We start from the raw sequence: 20,428 nt of genomic DNA, 5'->3' as shown, positions 1-20,428 counted from the left end.
CGCAAGGATCGCCCTCCGACATGGCCACCTCCACCGCCGTCACCACCGCCTCCACCACCAGCAGCACGACCGGCACCAAGGCGAGCGCGGCGGCCGGCACCAAGCTCGCCGGCGACATGCAGAGCTTCCTGGTGCTGCTGACCACCCAGCTGCAGAACCAGGACCCGACCAACCCGACCGATTCGAGCCAGTTCACCACCCAGCTCGCGCAGTTCTCGGCGGTCGAGCAGCAGATCGCGACCAATGCCCATCTGGAGACGCTGCTGTCGCTGCAGCAGAGCTCCTCGATGCTCAACGCCACCTCGCTGGTCGGGCGCGAGGTCGAGATCAGCGGCGACACGCTGGTGCTGCAGGATGGCGACACGCAGAGCCTCAAGCTGCCGGCCCTGTCGGGCGCGGGCGGCGCCAGCAGCGCGCTGATCACCGTCGCCAATGCCAGCGGCACCACGGTGCGCACGGCGCTGGTGGCGCTGGGCTCGGATGCGACGCGCTGGAGCTGGGACGGGACGGATTCGAACGGCCGGTCGCTGGCCGACGGCAAGTACACCGTCACCGTGGCGGGCGCGGATTCGAAGGGCAATTCCACCGGCAGCCTGACGCCGACCATGACCGGCACGGTGACCAGCGTCACCCGCACCGACGGCAATCCGACGCTGACCCTTGGCGGCCTCACCGTCAGCATGGACAAGCTGGTCGGGCTGCAATAGCGGCAGCCGCCCCGGCCAGGGGCCAGAGGGCCAGAGGGCCAGAGGGCCAGAGAACAAGAGGACCGGGGCGGTTGCAGGACCGCCCGGCGATGCGACCATGCCGGGCGGGCGGCCCCGTGTTACGTCCGCAACGCATGGCGCCCGCGACTTCCTGCAAGGTCCGGTTAACATCTGATCAACGCCCGCGCGCGAAAGAGTGAACGCGCGGCAGGATACCGCGCGCGGAGGCGGCGGTGGATGCGGCGACTCAGCGGCCCATGACGGGACCGGAAGCTTTGGAAAGCGGCGCCAATGCCGCGCAGGCCAGCGTTGCCGGCGGGCTGGGCCAGATGATGGCGTCGCTGCGCGCCTTCGGGCCGATGCGGCTGGCGGCGCTGGGGATCACCGGGCTGCTGACGCTCGGGCTGATCGCCTTCCTGACCCTGCGCACCGCCTCGGCGCCGATGGGCCTGCTCTATGGCGATCTCGACCAGCGCGATGCCGGCCAGGTGGTCGCCTCGCTGGAGAAGGCGCGCGTGCCCTACCGGCTCGGCCGCAACGGCAGCGAGATCATGGTGCCCGAGGACATGATCCCGCGCCTGCGCCTGAACCTGGCGCGCGAGGGACTGCCCAGCGGCGGCAGCGTCGGCTACGAGATCTTCGACCGCCAGGGCGGCCTGACCACCACCCCCTTCCAGCAGGACATGAACCGGCTGCGCGCCCTCGAGGGCGAGCTGGTCCGCAGCATCCGCAGCCTGGACGGCGTGGCGCAGGCGCGCGTCCACCTGGTGCTGCCGCGGCGCGAGCCCTTCTCGCGCGAGCGCGGCGAGGCCCAGGGCAGCGTGGTGCTGCAGATGCGCGGCGTGCAGCGGCTCGACCGCGAGGGCGTGCAGGCGGTGCTGCACATGGTGGCCGCCGCCGTCCCCGGGCTGAAGCCGCAGAACATCTCCATCGTCGACGGCCGCGGCGAGCTGCTGTCGCGCGGCGGCCAGGTCGGCGCCAGCGGGCTGGTGCAGACCCAGGAGGAGATCCGCCGCGCCCAGGAAATGCGCATGTCGCGTTCCGTGGAGGAGATGCTGGAGCGCATCCTCGGCCCCGGCCGGGTGCGCGCCGAGGCCACCATCGAGATGGATCACGACCGGATCCAGACGGTGGAGGAGCGCTTCGACCCCGAGAACCAGGTGCCGCGCAGCCAGAGCTCGACCAACGAGAGCAGCCGCAACGGCGAGCCGCAGAACGTCTCGGTGGCCAACCAGCTGCCCGGCGCGCCCCCCGCCCCGCAGGCCAGCGGCCCGCAGAGCCAGGAGGCGCGGCAGGAGGAGACGACCAACTACGAGATCGGCCGCACCACGCGGAACACCATGCGCGAGCAGCCGGTGGTGCGCCGCGTCTCGGTCGCCGTGCTGGTGGATGGCATCTGGGAGCCCGGCGAGAATGGCGGCCCGGCCCGCTTCCGCGAGCGCACGCCGCAGGAGATCGACCGCATCAGCGCCCTGGTGCGCGGCGCCATCGGCTACAACGAGCAGCGCGGTGACCGTCTCGAGGTGGTCTCGCTCCGCTTCGCCGATCCGGGCTTCGGCGGCCAGGAGGAGCAGGCGGCCGGCTTCCTCGGCCTGCCGGCGCTGACGCCGACGCTGACCGCGCGGCTGCTGGAGAGCGGCGTCTATGCCATCGTCGCCCTGCTCGCCCTGCTGCTGGTCGGCCGCCCGGTCGCCAAGCGGCTGGTGCAGGGGATGAACCCGCGCATGGCCGGCGCGCTGCCGGGCGGCGGCAGCCTGCCGGCGCCGGACGACGTGCTGCAGGGCAGCGGCCTCGGCCCCGGCATGGCGGCGCTCGCCGCCGGCGACCCGTCCGAGCCGCTGTCGGATGCCGACCAGACCATGATCGACCTCGCCATGGTCAGCGGCCAGATCCGCATCTCGAGCCTGAACACCCTCGCCGACCTGGTCGACAAGCACCCCGAGGAGACGCTGGCGGTGGTCCGCCGCTGGCTCTCCCCCGATGAGGCCGCAAAGTCATGAGCATGACCACCGTCCGCCGCGCCAGCGGCCTGTCCGGGCCGCAGAAGGCGGCGACCCTGATGCTGGCGCTGGGCGAGGAGCGCGCCTCCAAGATCCTCGGCCGCATGCATGACGACGAGGTGCGCGACGTCTCCGCCGCGATGGCGCAGCTCGGCTCGGTGCCGGCCGAATCGGTCGAGGCGCTGTGCCATGAATTCGCCGAGCAGATCGGCCAGGCCGGCTCGCTGATCGGCAGCTGGGAGACCACCGAGCGGATGCTGCTGCGCTCGCTGCCGCGCGAGCGCGTCACCCAGATCATGGAGGAGCTGCGCGGTCCCGCCGGCCGCACCATGTGGGACAAGCTGGGCAACGTGAACGAGGCGGTGCTCGCCAACTACCTGAAGAACGAATACCCGCAGACCGTCGCCGTGGTGCTGACCAAGGTGAAGCCCGACCATGCGGCGCGCGTCCTCGCCCTGCTGCCGGACAGCTTCGCGATGGAGGTGGTGATGCGCATGCTGCGCATGGAAAGCCCGCAGGCCGAGGCGCTGGAAGGCGTCGAGCGCACGCTGAAGGCCGAGTTCATGTCGAACCTGGCGCGCTCGACGCGGCGCGACGCGCATGAGCTGATGGCCGACATCATGAACAACCTCGACCGCGGCGCCGAGGGGCGGATCATGGCGGCGCTGGAGGAGCAGTCGGCGGAAAGCGCCGCGCGCATCCGCTCGCTGATGTTCACCTTCGAGGATCTGCGCCGGCTGGACGCCGCCGGCATGCAGGTGCTGCTGCGCACCGTCGAGAAGGAGAAGCTGGCCATCGCGCTGAAGGGCGCCTCCGAGAACCTGCGCGACCAGTTCCTGAAGAGCATGTCCGAACGCGCCGGCCGCATGCTGAAGGACGACATCGCCGCGCTCGGCCCGACCCGGCTGCGCGACGTCGAGGAGGCGCAGATGGCCATGGTGGCGCTGGCCAAGGAGCTGGCGCAGCAGGGCGAGATCCGCCTGGCCGAAGGCGGCCAGCCCGAGGAGCTGGTCTATTGAGCGCCGACGCCGCCATGGCCTTCGAGGAAAGCGCGCCGCTGGCCAATCCCGCCCTGCTGGGCACGCATCACGCCATCCTGTTCCGCAAGCCGCAGGCCACCGTGCAGCAGGCGGCGGCGCCGCAGACGGCGCCCTCGCGCCGCATCGCCGGCGGGCTGGGCGGCATGGCGCCGGTGCACATGTTCACCGCCAACGATTTCGACGCGCCGCTGATCAAGGCGGCGGCGGCGCCGGCGCCGGAGCCGGTGCACGACCCGCTGCCGGCGCTGCTCGAGGCGGCGCGCGCCGAGGCCTTCGCCGCCGGCCGCGCCGAAGGTCTGGCCGCCGGCCTGGCGCAGGGCCGCGCCGAGATTGAGGCGGAGCGCGACACCGCCGCCGTCGCCGCCCTGCGCATGGCCGCCAGCGGCTTCACCGAGGCGGCGCGGACCAATGCCGCCATCGCCGAGGAGGCGGCCCGCGCGGTTGCCGAGGCGGCGCTGGCCGCCCTCTGCGCCGCCATGCCCGCGCTCGGCGCGCGCTTCGGCGCCGCCGAGGCCGAGGCCTTCGTCGGCGCCATGCTGCCGGTGCTGCAGGAAGAGCCTGCGGTCTCGGTGCAGGTCGAGGAATCGCTGGTGGCGCCGCTCTCGGCGCGCTTGGCCGGCATGAAGCGGGTCGAGGTTGTGGCGGAAGCGGGACTCCTGCCGGGCGATGCCGTGCTAAGGTGGCATTCGGGCGAGGCCGCGCGGCGCAGCGCGGCGGCGCGGCAGGCGGTGCTGGCGGCGCTGACCGCCTGCGGGCTGGTCACGCCGGAGGCCATGGCGGCGGAAGCCCGCCTGGCGCCGATCGCCTGATCCAGGCTGGATGACGTTCGAGTGCTGGCCGAGAACAGGCCGGCTGCGATAGAGACCGAGGGAAGGCAAAATGCAGGACCCGATGATGCGCGGCAATGTGGCCCTTGGTGGCGAGCTGCCCGACGTGCCGGAAGGCGACGCGCCGCGTCGCGCCGCCGCCGATCTGAACGCCGTCTACGATATTCCCGTACAGGTCAGCGCCGTGCTCGGCCGCGCCACCATGCAGGTCAGCCAGCTGCTGAAGCTCGGCCGCGGCGCCGTGGTCGAGCTCGACCGCAAGCTCGGCGAGGCCGTCGACATCTACGTCAACAACCGGCTGGTCGCGCGCGGCGAGGTGGTGATGGTCGGCGAGAACCGGCTGGGCGTCACCATGACCGAGATCGTCAAGACCGACCGGGTGGGCTGAACCCATGCCCCGCGTGCTGATCGTCGGCCCCCTGGCGGGGGAGCTGGGTCTGGCCGCGCGCATGGCCCAGGCCCGCGGCGCGCGCGTCGCGCAGGTCGAGGGCGTCACCGGCGCCCTGGCGAAGCTGCGCGTCGAGGGCGCCGACGTGGTGATGTGCGAGGTGCATCACGACATCGACTGGCTGGTGCGCGCCATGCTGGCGGAGCGCATCCTCTGCCCGGTCATCGCCTGCGGCGTCGATGCCGCGGCCGAGACCGCGGTGCGCGCCATCCGCGCCGGCGCCCGCGACTTCCTGCCGCTGCCGCCCGATGCCGACCTGATCGCCGCCATGCTGCAGGCCGCCGCTGGCGAGCAGGCGGAGGAGACCGCGCCGCCGGCCGCGCGCGACCCGGTGATGGCTGCCGTGCTGGCCCGCGCCGACCAGGTGGCGCGCGCCGAGGCCTCGGTGCTGATCACCGGCGAGAGCGGCACCGGCAAGGAGGTGATGGCGCGGCGCATCCATGCCGGCTCGCGCCGCGCCAAGGGCCCCTTCGTCGCGCTGAACTGCGCGGCGCTGCCCGAGAGCCTGCTGGAGAGCGAGCTGTTCGGCCATGAGAAGGGCGCCTTCTCCGGTGCCGTCGCCGCGCGGAAGGGAAAGTTCGAGCAGGCCGAGGGCGGCACGCTGCTGCTCGACGAGATCGGCGAGATGGACCCCCGGCTGCAGGCCAAGCTGCTGCGCGCCCTGCAGGAGCGCGAGATCGACCGGCTGGGCAGCACGCGGCCGATCCGGGTCGATGTCCGCATCCTGGCCGCCACCAACCGCGACCTGATGGCCGAGGTGCGCGCCGGCCGCTTCCGCGAGGACCTCTATTTCCGCCTCGACGTGGTGCGGCTGCGCCTGCCGCCGCTGCGCGAGCGCCCGGGCGACATTCTTCCCCTCGCCGATCTCTTTGCTGCCCGCTTCGCGGAAGTGAACGGATTGCCGCCGCGCAAGCTGGACGCCGCCGCCCGCCGCGCGCTGCTGGCCTATTCCTGGCCGGGCAATGTGCGCGAGCTGGAGAACGCCCTACACCGCGCCGTGCTGATGGCCGAAGGCGAGGCGATCGGCGCCGAGGCGATCGAGCTGGCCCGGCCTGATTCCGCCGCCGGCGTCCCGGTCACCGGCCTGACGCCCGCCGCCGCGGCCGCCGCCTTCTTCGCCGATCCGCCGCGCCCGCCAGCGATGCCGCAGCCGCCGCTGCCGACCCCGGCCGAGCTCGCGGCCGCCGCCACCACAGCCACCGCCGCCGCGCCCGCCTATGCCAGCTATGGCGCCGTCGCCCCCCCGGCGCCGGCCCCCGCTCCTGCATCGCCCCCTGCCACGCCGAACCTGTCGCCCGAGGCCGGCATCGCCGCCCTGGTCGGCCGCCGCATGGAGGATGTCGAGCGCGACCTGATCCTGGGCACGCTGGCGCATTGCCTGGGCAACCGCACGCGGGCGGCGGAGGTGCTGGGCATCTCGATCCGCGCGCTGCGCAACAAGCTGCAGGATTACCGCGCCTCCGGCCTGGCGGTGACCGCCCCCGGCGGCGGCGCAGCCCCGATGACAGGCGGCGGCGCCCTGCTTCCCGGCGGCGCGGCGGCGGCGGAGTAAGCACGCATGGCCATCGCCCTGCCGTTGCCCGACGCCCTGAAGCGGGTCCGCATCGGCACCGATGTCGGCCTGGCGCTCAGCGTCATCTGCCTGCTGGCGGTGATGCTGGTGCCGCTGCCGACGCTGCTCCTCGATCTCGGCCTGGCGATCTCGATCACCGCCTCGGTGCTGGTGCTGATGGTGGCGCTGCTGCTGCAGCGGCCGCTCGACTTCACCTCCTTCCCCACCATCCTGCTGCTGACCACGCTGATGCGGCTGGCGCTGAACGTCGCCACCACCCGCGCGGTGCTGACGCATGGGCATGAGGGGCCGGGCTCGGCCGGCGGCGTCATCGCCGCCTTCGGCAACTTCCTGATGGGCGGCGACGTGGTGATCGGCCTGGTGGTCTTCGCCATCCTGCTGATCGTCAACTTCATGGTGGTGACCAAGGGCTCCGGCCGCATCGCCGAGGTGGCCGCGCGCTTCAGCCTGGACGCCATGCCCGGCAAGCAGATGGCGATCGACGCCGATCTCTCGGCCGGCATGATCGAGGAGGCCGAGGCGCGCCGCCGCCGGCGCGAGCTGGAGGAGGAGAGCGGCTTCTACGGCGCCATGGACGGCGCCGCCAAGTTCGTCCGCGGCGACGCCATCGCCGGGCTGATCATCACCGGCATCAACCTGCTGGGCGGCCTGGCGATCGGCATGGGCCGGCACAGCATGGGCTTCGGCGACGCCGCCGAGACCTTTGCCGTCCTGACCGTGGGCGACGGGCTGGTGACGCAGATCCCGGCGCTGCTGATCTCGGTCGCCGCCGGTATCGTGGTGACCAAGGGCGGCGGCGACGGTCGCGCCGACCAGATCCTGGCCGGCCAGCTCGGCACCGCCTCGAAGCCGCTGGCGATCGCCGCCGGCAGCGCGCTGGTGATGGCCACCATGCCGGCCATGCCGGTGCTGCCCTTCCTGGCGATCGCCGCGGTCTGCGGCGGGCTGGCCTGGAACCGGCGCAAGGCGGAACAGGTCAAGGCCCGCGCGCCGGCGCGGCCCGCCGCCCCACTCGACCCCGCCGCCAAGGCCGCGGCCGAGGAGGCGCCGGTCGCCGAGGCGCTGCGGATGGACCAGCTGCGCCTCGAGATCGGCTATGGCCTGCTCTCGCTCGCCTCCGGCGAGGCGCCGCGGCTGACCGAGCAGATCCGCCAGCTGCGCAAGAGCATCGCCCAGGAGATGGGCTTCGTGCTGCCCAGCGTCCGGGTGCAGGACAACATGCAGCTGCCGCCCTCGACCTATGTCGTGCGCGTCAAGGAGGTCGAGGCGGCGCGCGGCGAGGTGAAGCCGCCGATGCTGCTGGCGATCGATCCCAGCGGCAAGCTGCCGCCGCTGCCGGGCGAGCGCTGCCAGGAGCCGGCCTTCGGCCTGCCGGCGCTGTGGATCGAGGAGAACCTGCGCGACCAGGCGCTGGCCCGCGGCTGCACCGTGGTCGATGCCGCCAGCGTCCTGGTCACCCACCTGACCGAGGTGGTGCGCGAGAACATGGCCGACCTGCTGAGCCATACCGAGACGCGCCGCCTGCTCGACGGCCTGCCGGAGGAGAACAAGCGCCTGGTCGCCGACCTGGTGCCCGGCCAGGCCAGCATCGGCACGGTGCAGCGCGTGCTGCAGGCCTTGCTCGCCGAGCGCGTCTCGATCCGCGACCTGCCGACCATCCTGGAGGGCATCCAGGAGGCGACGGCCGGCGGCGGCGCCCGCGGCCTGTCGAGCATCGTGCAGATCGTCCGCGCGCGCCTGGCCCGCCAGCTGACCGAATCGGCGCGCGGCCACCAGGGCGACGTGCCGCTGCTGACGCTCGGCGCCGAATGGGAGGCCGCCTTCGCCGAGGCGCTGATCGGCCCGGCCGAGGAGCGCCAGCTGGCCATGGCGCCGTCGCGCGTCAACGACTTCGCGCAGAAGCTGCGGCTGGCGCTGGACCGCGCCGGGGCGGCCGGCGACGCGCCGGCGCTGGTCTGCTCGGGCGCCATCCGCGCCCATGTCCGTGCCGTGGTCGAGCGCTTCCGCCCGACCACGCCGGTGCTGGCCCAGGCCGAGATCCATCCGCGGGCGCGCATCCGCGTCCTCGGCAGCGTCTGAGGCGCGGGTAGCCGGCCATGCGCATCCGCGTCATCCGCGCCCCCACCATGGCGGAGGCCATGCGCCTGCTGACCGCGGAGCTGGGGCCGGACGCGGTGCTGCTCTCCTCCCGCCGGGTCAATGGCGGGGTGGAGGCGACCGCGGCGCTGGAGGTCGATCCGCCGGACGAGCCGCTGCCGGTGGTGGCCCCCACCCCGGAGCCGGCGCTGGAGCGCGCCGCCTGGCCGCCGCCGATGGCGCCCCTGCCGGCGCCCGTGCCGGAGGCGGCGGACGACCAGGCCCTGGCCTTCCACAACCTGCCGGCGCCGCTGCGTGACCGGCTGCTGACCGGCCCGCTGGAGGCGACGCTGGCCGCCAGCTTCCGCTTCGGCGGGCTGCCGCCGCTCGGGACCCGGCCGCTGCTGCTGGCCGGGCCGCCCGGCGCGGGAAAGACGCTGACCTCGGTGAAGATCGCCGCGCGGCACGTGATGGATGGCGAGGCGCCGCCGCTGCTGATCAACACCGACCACCAGCGCCCGGGGGCGGCCGACCAGCTGACCGGGGTGGCCGAGGTGCTGGGCGCCAGCCTGGCCCAGGCGACCAGCCCGGCCGCGGCGCTGCAGGCCATCGCGCTGCGCCCGCCGGGCGGCGCGGTGCTGATCGACACCCCCGGCACCGACCCCTTCGAGCCGCAGCAGGCGCGGCTGCTGGCGGCGCTGATCGCGCAGACCCGGCCACATGTGGCGCTGGTCCTGCCGGCCGGCCTCGACTGCGCCGAGGCGGCCGAGCTGGCCCGCGCCTTCCGCGCGCTCGGCGCCACCCATCTGGTCGCGACGCGGCTGGATGCGACGCGGCGCCTGGGCAGCGTGCTGGCCGCCGCCGCCGCCGGGCAGCTGGTGCTCTCCGCCGGCGGCACCGGGCCCGAGGCGTCCGGCCAGCTGCTGCCGCTGAACCCCGACTGGCTGGCGGCGCGGCTGCGCCGGCGCAGCCATGCGGCCCCCGCCGCCGATACCCCCTTGCCTGTCCCCCCGTTGACGGCTGGAGTCCTCCCCTGATGCCCGACCTCTCCTTCCGTCCGGACCCGCCGCTGAACTTCCAGGCCCAGGCCACCGCCGGCCGGCTGATCGCCATCGCCTCGGGCAAGGGGGGCGTGGGCAAGACCTGGCTGGCGATCACCCTGGCGCAGACCCTGGCGCAGCGCGGCCGCCGCGTGCTGCTGGCCGATGGCGATCTCGGCCTCGCCAATGTCGACGTGCAGCTCGGCCTGCAGCCGGAGCGCGACCTGCAGGCGGTGCTGGCCGGGCGCATCGCGCTGACCCAGGCGGTGATCCACCACCCGGAGGGCGGCTTCGACGTGCTCGCCGGGCGTTCCGGCAGCGGCATGCTGGCGAGCCTCCGGCCCGAGGTGGTCGAGCATGTGGCGACGCTGCTGCGCGCCGCGACCGGGCGCTGGGACGTGGTGATCCTCGACCTCGGCGCCGGGCTGGCGCCGGCCACGCGCCGGCTGGCGGCGGCGGCCGACACGCTGCTGGTGGTCGCCACCGACGAGCCGACCAGCCTGACCGACGCCTATGCCACGCTGAAGCTGCACGGCACCGACCGGCCGGGCGGCGATGCGCGGATCGTGGTGAACCAGGCGATCGACGTGCCCTCCGGCCGCCGCACCGCCGCCACCCTGCAGCGCGCCTGCAGCACCTTCCTGCAGCGCGACGTGCCGCTGGCCGGGCTGGTCCGCCGCGACGAGCGGGTGCGCGACGCCATCCGCCGGCAGATGCCGCTGCTCAGCCGGCATCCGACCTCGGCCGCCGCGGCCGATGTCGCGGTGCTGGCCCGCGCCGTCGATCCCTGATCGCCTCCCTGCGGCAATTTAATCTTCAGGGCTCGGCATAGCCGGTCGCCCGCAGCGTCAGCCGTCCGCTAGGGTCCTGGCGGAACCACAGCCCGCCGCGCGCGCTCGAGCCGCGCGGGACATAGTCGAGCACGGTGCGGCTGGTCTCCAGCACGCGGCCGCCCTCGGCCAGGACGCCTTCGACCGTCACCTGCGCCGCCGTGGCCGGCGCGGCGTTGGTCACCGTGAAGCGGACCAGGAAGGCACCCTGGCCATCGGGCCGCGGCGGCTCCTCGGCGATGGTGAGAAGCGGCACCGGGTCGCCCCGGCTGGCCGGGATGTCGCTGGCGACGATCGCCAGGGTGCCGAGCGTCAGCACCGCGCCGAAGCCCGCCATCAGCCATTCGAGAACCGGTTTCCCGCTCATGCCGCTCACACCACCAGCCGGGCGATGGCGGCGCCGAGCGCCGCCGGGAAGCCCAGCACCACCGTCACCATGGCCATCATCGGCAGGCTGGCCAGGTCGGCGCGGCCGAAGGTCCACAGCACGTAGAAGCTGACCGCCAGCGCCAGGCCATAGCCCGCCAGGCTGTAGGCGCCGAAGGTGCGCCAGGCCCCCGCCCCTTCCGGCCGCTGCTCCTGCCCGGCGAAGCCGATGGTATAGACCAGCAGGTGCAGCAGCAGCAGCGACAGCCCCATCAGCCCGATCAGCGACCAGGGCGGCATGCGCAGCGCGATCAGCAGCACCTCCTCGGTCGGCGCCACGTTGAAGGCCAGGAACAGCGCCCCCGCCCCCATCAGGAAGAGCTGCGCCGGATAGCCGGCGCGGTCCTCGCGCGCCTCGCCCTCGCGGGCGCCGAACTGGCGGCGCGCGGCGACCGCGCCCATCCCCGCCGGCACCGCCTGCAGCGCCACCATGCCGAGCGCCGCCCGCCAGCCGAGCCCGGGCGTGACGATGCCGAACAGCCAGAGCAGCAGCCCGCTGCCGATCAACCCGATGGCGAAGGCGCCCAGCGCGTCGAGCAGCGCATCCAGCCAGTCCGCCGCCGGCTCGAAGCCGCTGTAATAGGCGAGGCCGGCCAGCACCCCGAGGCCGAGCAGCAGGAACAGGAAAAGCCGCGCCGGCGTGACCGAGAAGCCGATCGACCACATCTCCATGGTCATCACCAGCGGGAAGGCGAAGATCAGCGCGCCGGCCATGCCGCGCGCCAGGCTGATCGCATAGGCGCGGTTGCCACCCCGGTTGCCTGTTGCCTGTTCCGTCATCGCCTGCCCTTCCCGCCCCCTGTCGAAAGGCCGGCGGGGTTGGAAGTTGCAACCGCCGTGTGACGCGAGATGGCGACGCTGTCATGCGCCCTGGCGGCGCGCGCGCCTGGCAGCGAAGCATTAATAATCAAGAAAAGATTCGGACCAATAACGCGATCTTGTTCCCAGTCCCGGAAAAAAAAATGCTTACGGTCCTTGGCCGCCTCCGCCTGCGCAGCAAGCTGCTGGGCGCCTTCGGCCTGTTGCTCCTGCTCACCACCCTGCTCGGCCTGCTGGGGCTGCAGCAGCTCAGCCAAGTTCAGTCCGGCCTGGTGGAGATCCAGACGAACTGGCTGCCCTCGGTGCGCTCGATCACGCATCTGCAATTCAGCCTGTCGCGCGAGCGCACCAGCGCCGCGCGGGTCGTCGCCACCGCCGATGCCGCGCAGCGCACCACGGCGCAGAGCGATCTGGCAGCCCGCCGGCGGGACGTCGAGGTCGACTTCGCCGCCGCCGGCAGCCTCAGCTCGACCCCGCCCGAGCAGGCGCTGCTGAGCCGCACGCGCAGCGAATACAACGCCTATCTGACGACGATCGAGGCCGCCCTGGCGCGGCCGGGTGGCGATGTGGTGGCGGTCACCCTGTTCAACACGGAAGGCGCCCAGGCGATCCGCAAGGTCTTCGCCACGCTGGACGAGCTGGCCGCATTGAACGAGGCCGGCGCCACCGCCGCCGCCGAGGAAGCCTCCACCATCTACCAGCGGGCGCTCTGGCTGACCGGCATGGTGCTCGCCCTGGCGCTGGTCGCCGGGCTCGGCGCCGCGCTCTTCCTCGACCGCCACATCGCCCGCAGCATCGTCGGCCTGGCCGCGGCGCTGCGCCGCGTCGCTCAGCGCGACTATGCGGTCAGCCTGCCTGACCTGGCGCGCGGCGACGAGGTGGGCGACATGTCGCGCGCCGTCGACGAATGCCGCACCGGCCTGCAGCACGCCGATACGCTGGCCGCCGAGCAGGCCGCCGCGCAGGAAGCCCGCCAGAAGCGCGCCGAGGTCCTGGCGCAGCTGGTCGCCGCCTTCGAGGCGCGGGTTGGCGACATGGTCGGCGTCGTCTCCTCGGCGGCCACCGAGCTGGAGGCGACCGCGCGCAGCATGTCGGGCACCGCGGAGGAGACCAATGCCCAGGCGAATTCCGTGGCGGGCGCGGCGCAGGCCGCCAGCGGCGGCGTGCAGACCGTCGCCTCGGCCGCCGAGCAGCTCTCCGCCTCGATCTCCGAGATCAGCCGCCAGGTGACCCAGGCGACCAGCGTCTCCGGCCAGGCGGTGGAGCGCGCGCGCGAGACCGATGCGACGGTGCGCGTGCTGGCCGAGGGCGCCAGCAAGATCGGCGAGGTGGTGAACCTGATCACCTCGATCGCCGGCCAGACCAATCTCCTCGCCCTCAACGCCACCATTGAGGCGGCCCGCGCCGGCGAGGCCGGCAAGGGCTTCGCCGTCGTGGCTTCCGAGGTGAAGAACCTGGCCAACCAGACCAGCAAGGCGACCGAGGAGATCGGCGCGCAGATCGGCTCGATCCAGCAGGCGACGCAGCAGGCGGTGGTGGCGATCGGCGCCATCGCCAGCACGATCGACGAGGTCAGCCGCATCACCGTGGCGATCGCCGCCGCGGTCGAGGAGCAGAGCGCCGCCACCGCCGAGATCGCCCGCACCGTGCAGGAGACGGCGCAGGCGACCGGCGTGGTGACGATGAACATCGCCTCGGTCGGTCAGGGCGCCAGCAGCACCGGCGCCGCCGCCAGCCAGGTGCTGGCCGCCGCCACCGACCTGTCGCGCCAGTCCGAGCAGCTGACCGGCGCGGTGGATGACTTCGTATCGAAGGTGCGCGCGGCCTAGGCGTCGGCGACGGGGACGCGCGCCGCCACCGGCGCGCGTCCCGCGAAGAGCAGGATGACGGAAAAGCCCTCGGACGAGTCCAGCCGGAAGGACAGCGCGCCGCCATGGGCGCGCATCACCTGCTCAGCGATGGCGACGCCGAGGCCCGCCCCGCGCTCCGCCTCGCCCCGGCTGTGGAAGGGCTCGCGCACATGCTGCCAGCGCGAGGGCGGAATCCCCGGCCCATCGTCGGAAATTTCCACCAGCGTCATCGCCGTGTCCTGGCGCAGCGTCACCAGGACATGCGTCCGCGCACCATGCTTCAGCGCGTTGTGCACCAGATTGCTCAAGGCCTCGCGCAGGCTGACGCGGTCGCCGGCGACCAGCACCGGGACCTCGGGCGCCTCCAGCTCCAGCCGGATGCGGCCGGCCAGCGGCAGCAGCGCCACCAGCACCTGGCGCGCCAGCGGCACCAGATCGACCTCCTCCAGCCGCACCTGGCCGGCGCGGTGCAGCACCATGGCATGATCGAAGAGCTGCGCCGCCAGCCGGCCGAGCTGCGCCGCGCGGTCCTGCAGCCGGGCCAGATGCGCCTGCCGCGCGGCCTCGTCCTGCGCGCCCTCCAGCATCTCCAGCTGCGCGGTCAGCGCGGTCAGCGGCGTGCGGATCTGATGCGCCGCATCGCCGATCAGCCGCCGCATCTGGCCGAGATGCGCCTCCAGCCGCGCCATGAAGGCATTGATCGCGGCCAGCAGCGTGTGGATCTCCGGCGGCGCGTCCAGCACCAGCGGCGCCAGGTCCTGCGGGTCACGCGCGGCGATGGCGGCCTCGACCCGGCGCAGCGGGGCCAGGGCCAGCCGCACCGCCAGCAGCGTGGCGACCAGCCCGAGGCCGGACAGCGCCAGGATCAGCACCATGGATTTCGCCGCCAGACCGCGCGCCATCTCCTCCCGCGCATGGTTGGTCTGGGCCAGCGTCACGCTGGCCCAGCCGCCCTGGATGCGCCGCGCCGTGGTCGCCGTGTGGTAGTCCTGTCCCATCAGCCGGGTCCGGCCGAGCTGGGTATGCGTCCCATCCGCCGGCGGGCTGTCGAGGCCGGAGCTGCCGGCGACGACGATGCCGCGCGCATCGACCACCTTGTAGACCACGCGGTCCTGCGCCGAGAGGCTGGCGACGACGGCGATCGGCGGCTCGACCACCAGCACGCCGCCGGCGACATACATGTTCTCGGCGATCTGCGCGGCACCGGCGGCCAGCAGCGCGTCATGCGCGCCATCGGCCACGACGCGCGCCGTGACCCAGGCGGCGATGGCGAAGCCGCCGGAGACCGCGCCGAAGACCAGCGCCAGCAGCACCATGATCCGCGCATGCAGCGAGCGGCTCTGCATTCTTCTCTCTATCGCGCCATGATCTGGTAGCCGAGGCCACGCAGCGTGCGGATCTCCGTCGTCGACAGCGACAGTTTTTTTCGGAGCCGGGCGACGTGCTGCTCCACCGCGTTCAGGCTGGCGGCCTCGTCCAATCCGAAGAGCCGGTCCATCAGCTGCTCCTTCGGCACGATGCGGCCCGGCCGCGCCAGCAGCAATTCGAGCAGCGTCAGCTCGCGTTTCGTCAGCTCCAGCGGCTGGCCGTTCAGCGCGGCGACATGGCCCTCCAGGTCGATGCTGATATCGCCGAAGCGCAATTCGTTGACGGCGGCGCCGCTGCCGCGGCGCAGCAGGGCGCGCACCCGCGCCTCCAGCTCGCGGAAGTCGAAGGGCTTGGTCAGGTAGTCATCGGCGCCAAGGTCCAGCGCGCTGACCCGGTCATCCACCTGGCTGCGCGCCGTCAGCATCAGCACCGGGGTGGCGCCACCCCGCGCCCGCAGCCGGCGCAGGATGGCCATGCCGTCGATGGCGCCGCCCAGCATCACGTCCAGGATCACCAGGTCATAGCCCTGCTGCACGTCGAGCCGCGCCATGGCCGCCTCGCCGCTGCGCTCCCAGTCCAGCGCATGGCCGAGCCGGGCCAGGCGGGCCTGCACCGCCTCCCCCACATCGGCATTGTCCTCCACCAGCAGGATCCGCATCGGCATCTTTCATGCTGCAGTTGCGAACAAAAATTTCCTGAGCCTCGTCAGTTTGGCAACAGCTTGGCGGATTAGAGAGGAAGCCAATCCGGCCCCGCAAGGGCGGCAACGAGACAAGGAGGAAGCGATGGCCGCGCAGGATGCGGGCGCGACAGCGCCGCTGTTGCAGGTGCAGGGCGTGACCCTGCAATACAAGACCGACGAATATGTCGTCACCGCCACCCAGCGGGTGGATTTCGACGTCTATCCTTCCGAGCGCTACGTGCTGCTCGGCCCCTCGGGCTGCGGCAAGTCGACGCTGCTGAAGGCGATTGGCGGCTACCTGACCCCCTCCGAGGGCAGCATCCGCCTGAAGGGGCGCGAGGTGCGCGAGCCCGGCCCCGACCGCATGATGGTCTTCCAGGAATTCGACCAGCTGCTGCCGTGGAAGACGGTGCAGCAGAACGTCACCTTCGCGCTGACCGCCTCGAAGCGCCTCTCGGCCGCCGAGGCGCGCGACCGCGCGGGCTACTACATCGAGAAGGTCGGGCTGAAGGATTTCGCCGACAGCTATCCGCACATGCTGTCCGGCGGCATGAAGCAGCGCGTCGCCATCGCCCGCGGCATGGCCATGGAGCCCGATGTCCTGCTGATGGACGAGCCCTATGCCGCGCTCGACGCCCTCACCCGCCGGCGCATGCAGGAGGAGCTGCTGCGGCTGTGGGAGGACACGCGCTTCACCGTGCTCTTCGTCACCCATTCGATCGAGGAGGCGATCCGCATCGGCACCCGCATCCTGCTGCTGTCGCCGCATCCCGGCCAGGTCAAGGCCGAGCTGAACAGCGTGCCGCCGGAGCTGCTGGGCACCGCCGCCCAGGCCGAGCTCGAGACCCGCATCAACGACATGCTCTTCGTCCATTGAGGGAGCGCGCAGCATGAGCACGACCGTGAACCACGCCCCGCTGCTGACCCGCCCCGAGATCGTGCGCGAGCCGGTCCGCGGCCAGCCCGCCGAGGTGCAGAAGCCGATTTCCGCCTGGGAATCGGTCTATCGCATCGGCTTCCTGCGCAAGGGTTTCATTCTCCTCGTCCTTGCCGTCATCTGGGAGATCTATGGGCGGTGGCTGGATAACCCCCTGCTCTTCCCGGCTTTCTCCGAGACGGTGGAGGCGCTGATCAGCAACCTGCTGAACGGCATCATCCCGGCCCGCGCGCTGATCTCGCTGCAGACGCTGGCGATCGGCTATGCCATCGGCGTCGGCCTCGCCGCCCTGCTGACCGTGCTGGCCATCGGCTCGCGCATCGGCACCGACCTGCTCGAGACGCTGACGGCGATGTTTAACCCGCTGCCGGCCATCGCCCTGCTGCCGCTGGCGCTGATCTGGTTCGGGCTGGGCACCGGCAGCGTCATCTTCGTGCTGGTCCACTCCGTGCTCTGGGCGATCGCGCTGAACACCCATGCCGGCTTCCGCGCGGTGTCGAAGACGCTGAAGATGGTCGGGCTGAACTACGGCCTGCGCAACATCGGGCTGGTGCGCGACATCCTGATCCCGGCCGCCTTCCCCTCGATCCTGACCGGGCTGAAGGTCGGCTGGGCCTTCGCCTGGCGCACCCTGATCGCCGCCGAACTGGTCTTCGGCGTCTCCTCCGGCTCGGGCGGCCTCGGCTGGTTCATCTTCGAGAACCGCAACCAGCTGGAGACCGCCAATGTCTTCGCCGGCCTGTTCTTCGTCATCCTGATCGGCCTGTTCGTGGAGAACGTGATCTTCGCGACCATCGAGAAGCGCACCATCCGCCGCTGGGGCATGCAGAGCTGATCCCATGATCTTCGGAGGAAACAACACGATGAACCGCCGCACCCTGCTCGGCACCGCCGGCGCCCTCGGCGCCGCCGCCAGCCTCGGCTTCAACATCCGCGCCGCGCATGCCGAGACCAGCCGCCTGCGCATCTCGCACGGCTACGGCATCCTCTATTTGCCGCTGATCGTCATGCGCGACCAGAAGCTGATCGAGCGCCAGGCCCAGAAGGCCGGGCTCGGCACCCTGGAGATCGGCTGGCAGACGCTGGATGGCGGCAACGTCATCAACGACGCGATGCTGGCCGGCTCGCTCGACATCGCGGGCACCGGCTCGCCGGGCTTCATCACCCTCTGGGCCAAGGCGCGCGGCATTCCGCGGGCCGAGGTCATCGGCGTCGCCGGCATGTCGAGCTGCGCGCTCGTGCTCAACGCCAACCGGCCGCACCTGAAGACGCTGGCCGACTTCACCGCCAACGACAAGATCGCCCTGCCCGGCATCAAGACCTCGCTGGCGGCGGTGGTGCTGCAGATGCTGGTGGCCAAGCAGTTCGGCCAGGAGAACTACGCCAAGCTGGACCCGATGACCGTCGGCCTGCCGCATCCCGAGGCCGCCCAGGCGCTGCTCAGCGGCAGGACCGAGATCGCGGCGCATTTCGCCTCGCCGCCCTTCTCGATCATCGAGCTGAACAACCCCTCGATCCACAAGGTGATCGCCGCCAGCGACGTGCTCGGCGATTCGACGCTGGACGTGATCTTCGCGCAGAAGCGCTTCGTCGAGGCCAATCCGCGCGTCATGCAGGTCTTCCTGGCGGCGCTGGACGAGGCCAACGACTTCATCGCCAAGGACCCGGCCGCCGCCGCCCAGGCCTTCAACCGCATCACCCGCACCACGGCCACCGACGAGGACGTGGTGAAGATGATCAAGGACCCGGACAGCCGCTTCTCGGCGACCCCGCACGGCGTCATGGAATACGCCCGCTTCATGCATGCGGTGGGCTCGGTCCGGGTGAAGCCGGACAGCTGGAAGGACCTGTTCATCCCGGCGCTGCACGACCGGCAGGGGTCGTAAAAAAGCAAGCAGCGGGGGGAGGTATCCCCCCGCGCCCCCTTCTATTTTTGCGACTCAGTCCGCAAGCACGACGCGGACGCCTTCAGCCACGAACCCGTCGCAAGCTTCCAAGCCGGCATCCGTCACCAGGCACGCCCCGGGACGCAAGGGCGCCCAGAAGGGCTGTTCCGCCCGACCCAGCTTCGAGGCGTCGGCCAGGACAAAGACCTCGGCGGCTTGGCGCATCATCAGCGACTTCAGGGAAACCTGCTCCAGCGTCGCCTCGCAGAGGCCATAGCCGGGCATGACGCCATCGGCGCTGGTGAACAGCTTGTCGGCGGTCATGCAGCGCAGCGCCTGCTCGGCCAGGCTGCCGGTGGTGCCCATGCTGATCGGGCGCACGGTGCCGCCCAGCACCACCAGCTCGATCCCCGGCGTATCGGCCAGCACCGGGATCAGGGGCAGGTTGTTGGTGATGATGCGCAGCCGCCGCCCGGCCAGCCGCCGTCCCAGCGCCTCGACGGTCGAGCCGCCATCAAGGATCAGCGTGTCACCATCCGCGACCAGGGCCAGGGCGGCCTCGGCGATGGCGGCCTTGGCGTCGCGGTGCTGCTCGCTGCGGGTGCCGAGGCTTTCCTCGGGCACCGCATGGGCCAGCATCGCCCCGCCATAGGTGCGTGCGATGGCGCGCCGCGCCGAGAGGTCCTGCAGGTCGCGCCGGATGGTCGAGGCCGAGACCCCGAAGCGTTCCGCCAGGCTGTCGACGTCCACCACGCCCTGGGCCATGGCTGAGAGGATGTCGTCCCGACGGCTTTTCCGGTGTCGCATGCGTCGATCTGGACCGGCCCGCGCTGGTCCCGCAAGGGCCGTTGTACAGAAATAGAAGGGGGTGCGGGGGGATACCTCCCCCCGCCCTTTCTTACTTCGTCCGCTTCGGCGCCAGATCGACGGCCTGCCGCAGCGCCTCGATCAGCGAGCCCTCATCGGCGATGCCCTTGCCGGCGATGTCGAAGGCGGTGCCGTGGTCGACCGAGGTGCGGATGACGGGCAGGCCAATGGTGATGTTCACCCCCGCCTCCAGCCCCATGACCTTCACCGGCCCGTGGCCCTGGTCGTGGTACATGGCGACGACCAGGTCGAAATCGCCGCGGGCGGCGCGGAAGAACAGCGTATCGGCCGGCAGCGGGCCGGTGACCGACCAGCCCTTGGCCTGGCAGGCCTGCACGGCGGGGATGATCTTCTCTGCCTCCTCGCCCTGGCCGAAGAGGCCGTTCTCGCCGGCATGCGGGTTGATGCCGCAGACGCCGATGCGCGGCTCGGCGATGCCGGCCTTGACCAGGGTGGCATGGCCGCGGGCGATGACGCGCTCGACCAGGCCGGGCTCGATCTTCCGGATGGCGTCCATCAGGCCGATATGCGTGGTCACGTGGATGACGCGCAGCTTCGGCGCCACCAGCATCATCGAGACCTCGGGCGTGCCGGTCAGATGGGCCAGCAGCTCGGTATGGCCGGGATATTTGTGGCCGGCGGCGTGCAGCGCCTCCTTCGACAGGGGGGCGGTGCAGATGGCGTCGGCCGCGCCGGCCTCGACCAGGCGGGTGGCGCGCTCGATGTAGCGATAGGCGCCCTCGCCCGAGAGCGTGGAAAGCTGGCCGAAGGGATGGCCGGCCGGGATCAGGCCCAGGTCGATGCAGTCGACGGTGCCGATCTCATACTTCGCGCCGGCGGGCTCCTGCAGCGCGGCCACCTTGAGGTTGGTCCGGGTCAGCGCGTCGGCCTCGCGCAGGCGGGTGGCGTCGCCCACCACCAGCGGGCGGCAGATCGCATAGACATCCGGCCGGGCCAGGGCCTTCATGATGATCTCGGGGCCGATGCCCGAGGCGTCGCCCATGGTGATGGCAACGATCGGGCGGGTGTCGGCGGCAGGGGCGTTGGTCATG

The 20,428-nt window shown here is 72.1% G+C and carries 19 protein-coding genes; 13 read left to right on the top strand and 6 right to left on the bottom strand.

Annotated features, from left to right (window positions below):
• Positions 1-20: 20 nt before the first annotated feature.
• The 9 genes from WFI16_RS12025 to WFI16_RS11985 all read left to right on the top strand — a co-directional run bounded on the left by WFI16_RS12025 (position 21) and on the right by WFI16_RS11985 (position 10,502).
• Positions 21-707 carry a flagellar hook assembly protein FlgD gene (locus WFI16_RS12025; protein WP_419898074.1) on the top strand — a complete coding sequence of 229 codons (687 nt, stop codon included), beginning with the start codon at positions 21-23 and terminating at the stop codon, positions 705-707.
• A 257-nt stretch (positions 708-964) separates the two neighbouring features.
• Complete coding sequence (gene fliF / locus WFI16_RS12020) at positions 965-2,707, top strand: flagellar basal-body MS-ring/collar protein FliF (RefSeq protein ID WP_419898073.1); 1,743 nt, start codon at positions 965-967, stop codon at positions 2,705-2,707.
• The gene (gene fliG / locus WFI16_RS12015; protein WP_442970677.1) at positions 2,704-3,726 is read left to right on the top strand and encodes a flagellar motor switch protein FliG; all 1,023 of its coding nucleotides are present in this window, start codon (positions 2,704-2,706) and stop codon (positions 3,724-3,726) included. Before fliF ends, fliG begins: the two co-directional genes overlap by 4 nt.
• Positions 3,723-4,556 carry a hypothetical protein gene (locus tag WFI16_RS12010; RefSeq protein ID WP_419898072.1) on the top strand — a complete coding sequence of 278 codons (834 nt, stop codon included), beginning with the start codon at positions 3,723-3,725 and terminating at the stop codon, positions 4,554-4,556. Before fliG ends, WFI16_RS12010 begins: the two co-directional genes overlap by 4 nt.
• Positions 4,557-4,626: 70 nt before the next feature.
• Complete coding sequence (fliN, locus tag WFI16_RS12005) at positions 4,627-4,962, top strand: flagellar motor switch protein FliN (protein WP_419898071.1); 336 nt, start codon at positions 4,627-4,629, stop codon at positions 4,960-4,962.
• 4 nt (positions 4,963-4,966) lie between these two features.
• Positions 4,967-6,574 (top strand): sigma-54-dependent transcriptional regulator, encoded by a 1,608-nt coding sequence (locus WFI16_RS12000; RefSeq protein WP_419898070.1) that lies wholly within the window; start codon positions 4,967-4,969, stop codon positions 6,572-6,574.
• A gap of 6 nt (positions 6,575-6,580) precedes the next feature.
• Positions 6,581-8,674 (top strand): flagellar biosynthesis protein FlhA, encoded by a 2,094-nt coding sequence (gene flhA, locus WFI16_RS11995; RefSeq protein WP_419898069.1) that lies wholly within the window; start codon positions 6,581-6,583, stop codon positions 8,672-8,674.
• A 17-nt stretch (positions 8,675-8,691) separates the two neighbouring features.
• Entirely contained in the window at positions 8,692-9,708 is a 1,017-nt protein-coding gene (locus WFI16_RS11990; protein WP_419898068.1) for a hypothetical protein, read from the top strand.
• Entirely contained in the window at positions 9,708-10,502 is a 795-nt protein-coding gene (locus WFI16_RS11985) for a nucleotide-binding protein (protein ID WP_419898067.1), read from the top strand. The genes WFI16_RS11990 and WFI16_RS11985 overlap by 1 nt, the downstream gene beginning before the upstream one ends.
• A gap of 25 nt (positions 10,503-10,527) precedes the next feature.
• Here the strand turns inward: WFI16_RS11985 and WFI16_RS11980 are convergent, their stop codons facing one another.
• Together WFI16_RS11980 and WFI16_RS11975 are read right to left on the bottom strand one after the other, a co-directional pair.
• On the bottom strand, positions 10,528-10,908 hold the full coding sequence (locus tag WFI16_RS11980; protein WP_419898066.1) for a hypothetical protein: 381 nt from the start codon (positions 10,906-10,908) through the stop codon (positions 10,528-10,530).
• A 5-nt stretch (positions 10,909-10,913) separates the two neighbouring features.
• Positions 10,914-11,747, bottom strand: coding sequence for a TIGR02587 family membrane protein (locus WFI16_RS11975; protein ID WP_419898065.1), 834 nt, complete (start codon positions 11,745-11,747; stop codon positions 10,914-10,916).
• A 182-nt stretch (positions 11,748-11,929) separates the two neighbouring features.
• Between WFI16_RS11975 and WFI16_RS11970 the strand changes: the two genes are divergently transcribed.
• Positions 11,930-13,615, top strand: coding sequence for a methyl-accepting chemotaxis protein (locus WFI16_RS11970; protein ID WP_419898064.1), 1,686 nt, complete (start codon positions 11,930-11,932; stop codon positions 13,613-13,615).
• Here the strand turns inward: WFI16_RS11970 and WFI16_RS11965 are convergent.
• Both WFI16_RS11965 and WFI16_RS11960 read right to left on the bottom strand, forming a co-directional pair.
• Positions 13,612-14,982: a sensor histidine kinase gene (locus tag WFI16_RS11965; protein ID WP_419898063.1), complete on the bottom strand. Its 1,371-nt coding sequence runs from the start codon at positions 14,980-14,982 to the stop codon at positions 13,612-13,614. The two genes, WFI16_RS11970 and WFI16_RS11965, sit on opposite strands and share 4 nt — an antisense overlap.
• Before the next feature lie 8 nt (positions 14,983-14,990).
• A complete protein-coding gene (locus WFI16_RS11960; RefSeq protein WP_419898062.1) occupies positions 14,991-15,662 on the bottom strand; it encodes a response regulator transcription factor in 672 nt (223 codons plus the stop codon).
• 127 nt (positions 15,663-15,789) lie between these two features.
• Between WFI16_RS11960 and WFI16_RS11955 the strand changes: the two genes are divergently transcribed.
• From WFI16_RS11955 to WFI16_RS11945, 3 genes are read left to right on the top strand one after another with little or no spacing between them, the layout of a single operon-like run.
• Positions 15,790-16,563 carry an ABC transporter ATP-binding protein gene (locus tag WFI16_RS11955; protein ID WP_419898061.1) on the top strand — a complete coding sequence of 258 codons (774 nt, stop codon included), beginning with the start codon at positions 15,790-15,792 and terminating at the stop codon, positions 16,561-16,563.
• A gap of 13 nt (positions 16,564-16,576) precedes the next feature.
• Positions 16,577-17,458, top strand: coding sequence for an ABC transporter permease (locus WFI16_RS11950; RefSeq protein ID WP_419898060.1), 882 nt, complete (start codon positions 16,577-16,579; stop codon positions 17,456-17,458).
• Positions 17,459-17,486: 28 nt separating this feature from the next.
• Entirely contained in the window at positions 17,487-18,509 is a 1,023-nt protein-coding gene (locus WFI16_RS11945) for an ABC transporter substrate-binding protein (RefSeq protein ID WP_419898059.1), read from the top strand.
• Positions 18,510-18,563: 54 nt separating this feature from the next.
• Here the strand turns inward: WFI16_RS11945 and WFI16_RS11940 are convergent, their stop codons facing one another.
• Together WFI16_RS11940 and pdxA are read right to left on the bottom strand one after the other, a co-directional pair.
• Positions 18,564-19,316 (bottom strand): DeoR/GlpR family DNA-binding transcription regulator, encoded by a 753-nt coding sequence (locus WFI16_RS11940; protein ID WP_419898058.1) that lies wholly within the window; start codon positions 19,314-19,316, stop codon positions 18,564-18,566.
• Between the two features lie 91 nt (positions 19,317-19,407).
• A complete protein-coding gene (gene pdxA / locus WFI16_RS11935; RefSeq protein WP_419898057.1) occupies positions 19,408-20,427 on the bottom strand; it encodes a 4-hydroxythreonine-4-phosphate dehydrogenase PdxA in 1,020 nt (339 codons plus the stop codon).
• Position 20,428 lies beyond the last annotated feature (1 nt).

The organism is Roseomonas sp. USHLN139, from assembly GCF_037145735.1.
In the GTDB taxonomy this organism is placed as follows: domain Bacteria; phylum Pseudomonadota; class Alphaproteobacteria; order Acetobacterales; family Acetobacteraceae; genus Pseudoroseomonas.
Note: the sequence above shows the minus strand (reverse complement) of the source record. Positions and strands in the feature narration are given on the sequence as shown.

What these genes read in the sequence shown, in the direction of transcription:
- WFI16_RS12025 (WP_419898074.1), top strand. Translation starts at nt 21, where the DNA reads ATGGCCACCTCCACCGCCGTCACCACCGCCTCCACCACCAGCAGCACG.
- fliF (WP_419898073.1), top strand. Translation starts at nt 965, where the DNA reads ATGACGGGACCGGAAGCTTTGGAAAGCGGCGCCAATGCCGCGCAGGCC.
- fliG (WP_442970677.1), top strand. Translation starts at nt 2,704, where the DNA reads ATGAGCATGACCACCGTCCGCCGCGCCAGCGGCCTGTCCGGGCCGCAG.
- fliN (WP_419898071.1), top strand. Translation starts at nt 4,627, where the DNA reads ATGCAGGACCCGATGATGCGCGGCAATGTGGCCCTTGGTGGCGAGCTG.
- WFI16_RS12000 (WP_419898070.1), top strand. Translation starts at nt 4,967, where the DNA reads ATGCCCCGCGTGCTGATCGTCGGCCCCCTGGCGGGGGAGCTGGGTCTG.
- flhA (WP_419898069.1), top strand. Translation starts at nt 6,581, where the DNA reads ATGGCCATCGCCCTGCCGTTGCCCGACGCCCTGAAGCGGGTCCGCATC.
- WFI16_RS11990 (WP_419898068.1), top strand. Translation starts at nt 8,692, where the DNA reads ATGCGCATCCGCGTCATCCGCGCCCCCACCATGGCGGAGGCCATGCGC.
- WFI16_RS11985 (WP_419898067.1), top strand. Translation starts at nt 9,708, where the DNA reads ATGCCCGACCTCTCCTTCCGTCCGGACCCGCCGCTGAACTTCCAGGCC.
- WFI16_RS11980 (WP_419898066.1), bottom strand. Translation starts at nt 10,908, where the DNA reads ATGAGCGGGAAACCGGTTCTCGAATGGCTGATGGCGGGCTTCGGCGCG.
- WFI16_RS11975 (WP_419898065.1), bottom strand. Translation starts at nt 11,747, where the DNA reads ATGACGGAACAGGCAACAGGCAACCGGGGTGGCAACCGCGCCTATGCG.
- WFI16_RS11970 (WP_419898064.1), top strand. Translation starts at nt 11,930, where the DNA reads ATGCTTACGGTCCTTGGCCGCCTCCGCCTGCGCAGCAAGCTGCTGGGC.
- WFI16_RS11965 (WP_419898063.1), bottom strand. Translation starts at nt 14,982, where the DNA reads ATGCAGAGCCGCTCGCTGCATGCGCGGATCATGGTGCTGCTGGCGCTG.
- WFI16_RS11960 (WP_419898062.1), bottom strand. Translation starts at nt 15,662, where the DNA reads ATGCGGATCCTGCTGGTGGAGGACAATGCCGATGTGGGGGAGGCGGTG.
- WFI16_RS11955 (WP_419898061.1), top strand. Translation starts at nt 15,790, where the DNA reads ATGGCCGCGCAGGATGCGGGCGCGACAGCGCCGCTGTTGCAGGTGCAG.
- WFI16_RS11950 (WP_419898060.1), top strand. Translation starts at nt 16,577, where the DNA reads ATGAGCACGACCGTGAACCACGCCCCGCTGCTGACCCGCCCCGAGATC.
- WFI16_RS11945 (WP_419898059.1), top strand. Translation starts at nt 17,487, where the DNA reads ATGAACCGCCGCACCCTGCTCGGCACCGCCGGCGCCCTCGGCGCCGCC.
- WFI16_RS11940 (WP_419898058.1), bottom strand. Translation starts at nt 19,316, where the DNA reads ATGCGACACCGGAAAAGCCGTCGGGACGACATCCTCTCAGCCATGGCC.
- pdxA (WP_419898057.1), bottom strand. Translation starts at nt 20,427, where the DNA reads ATGACCAACGCCCCTGCCGCCGACACCCGCCCGATCGTTGCCATCACC.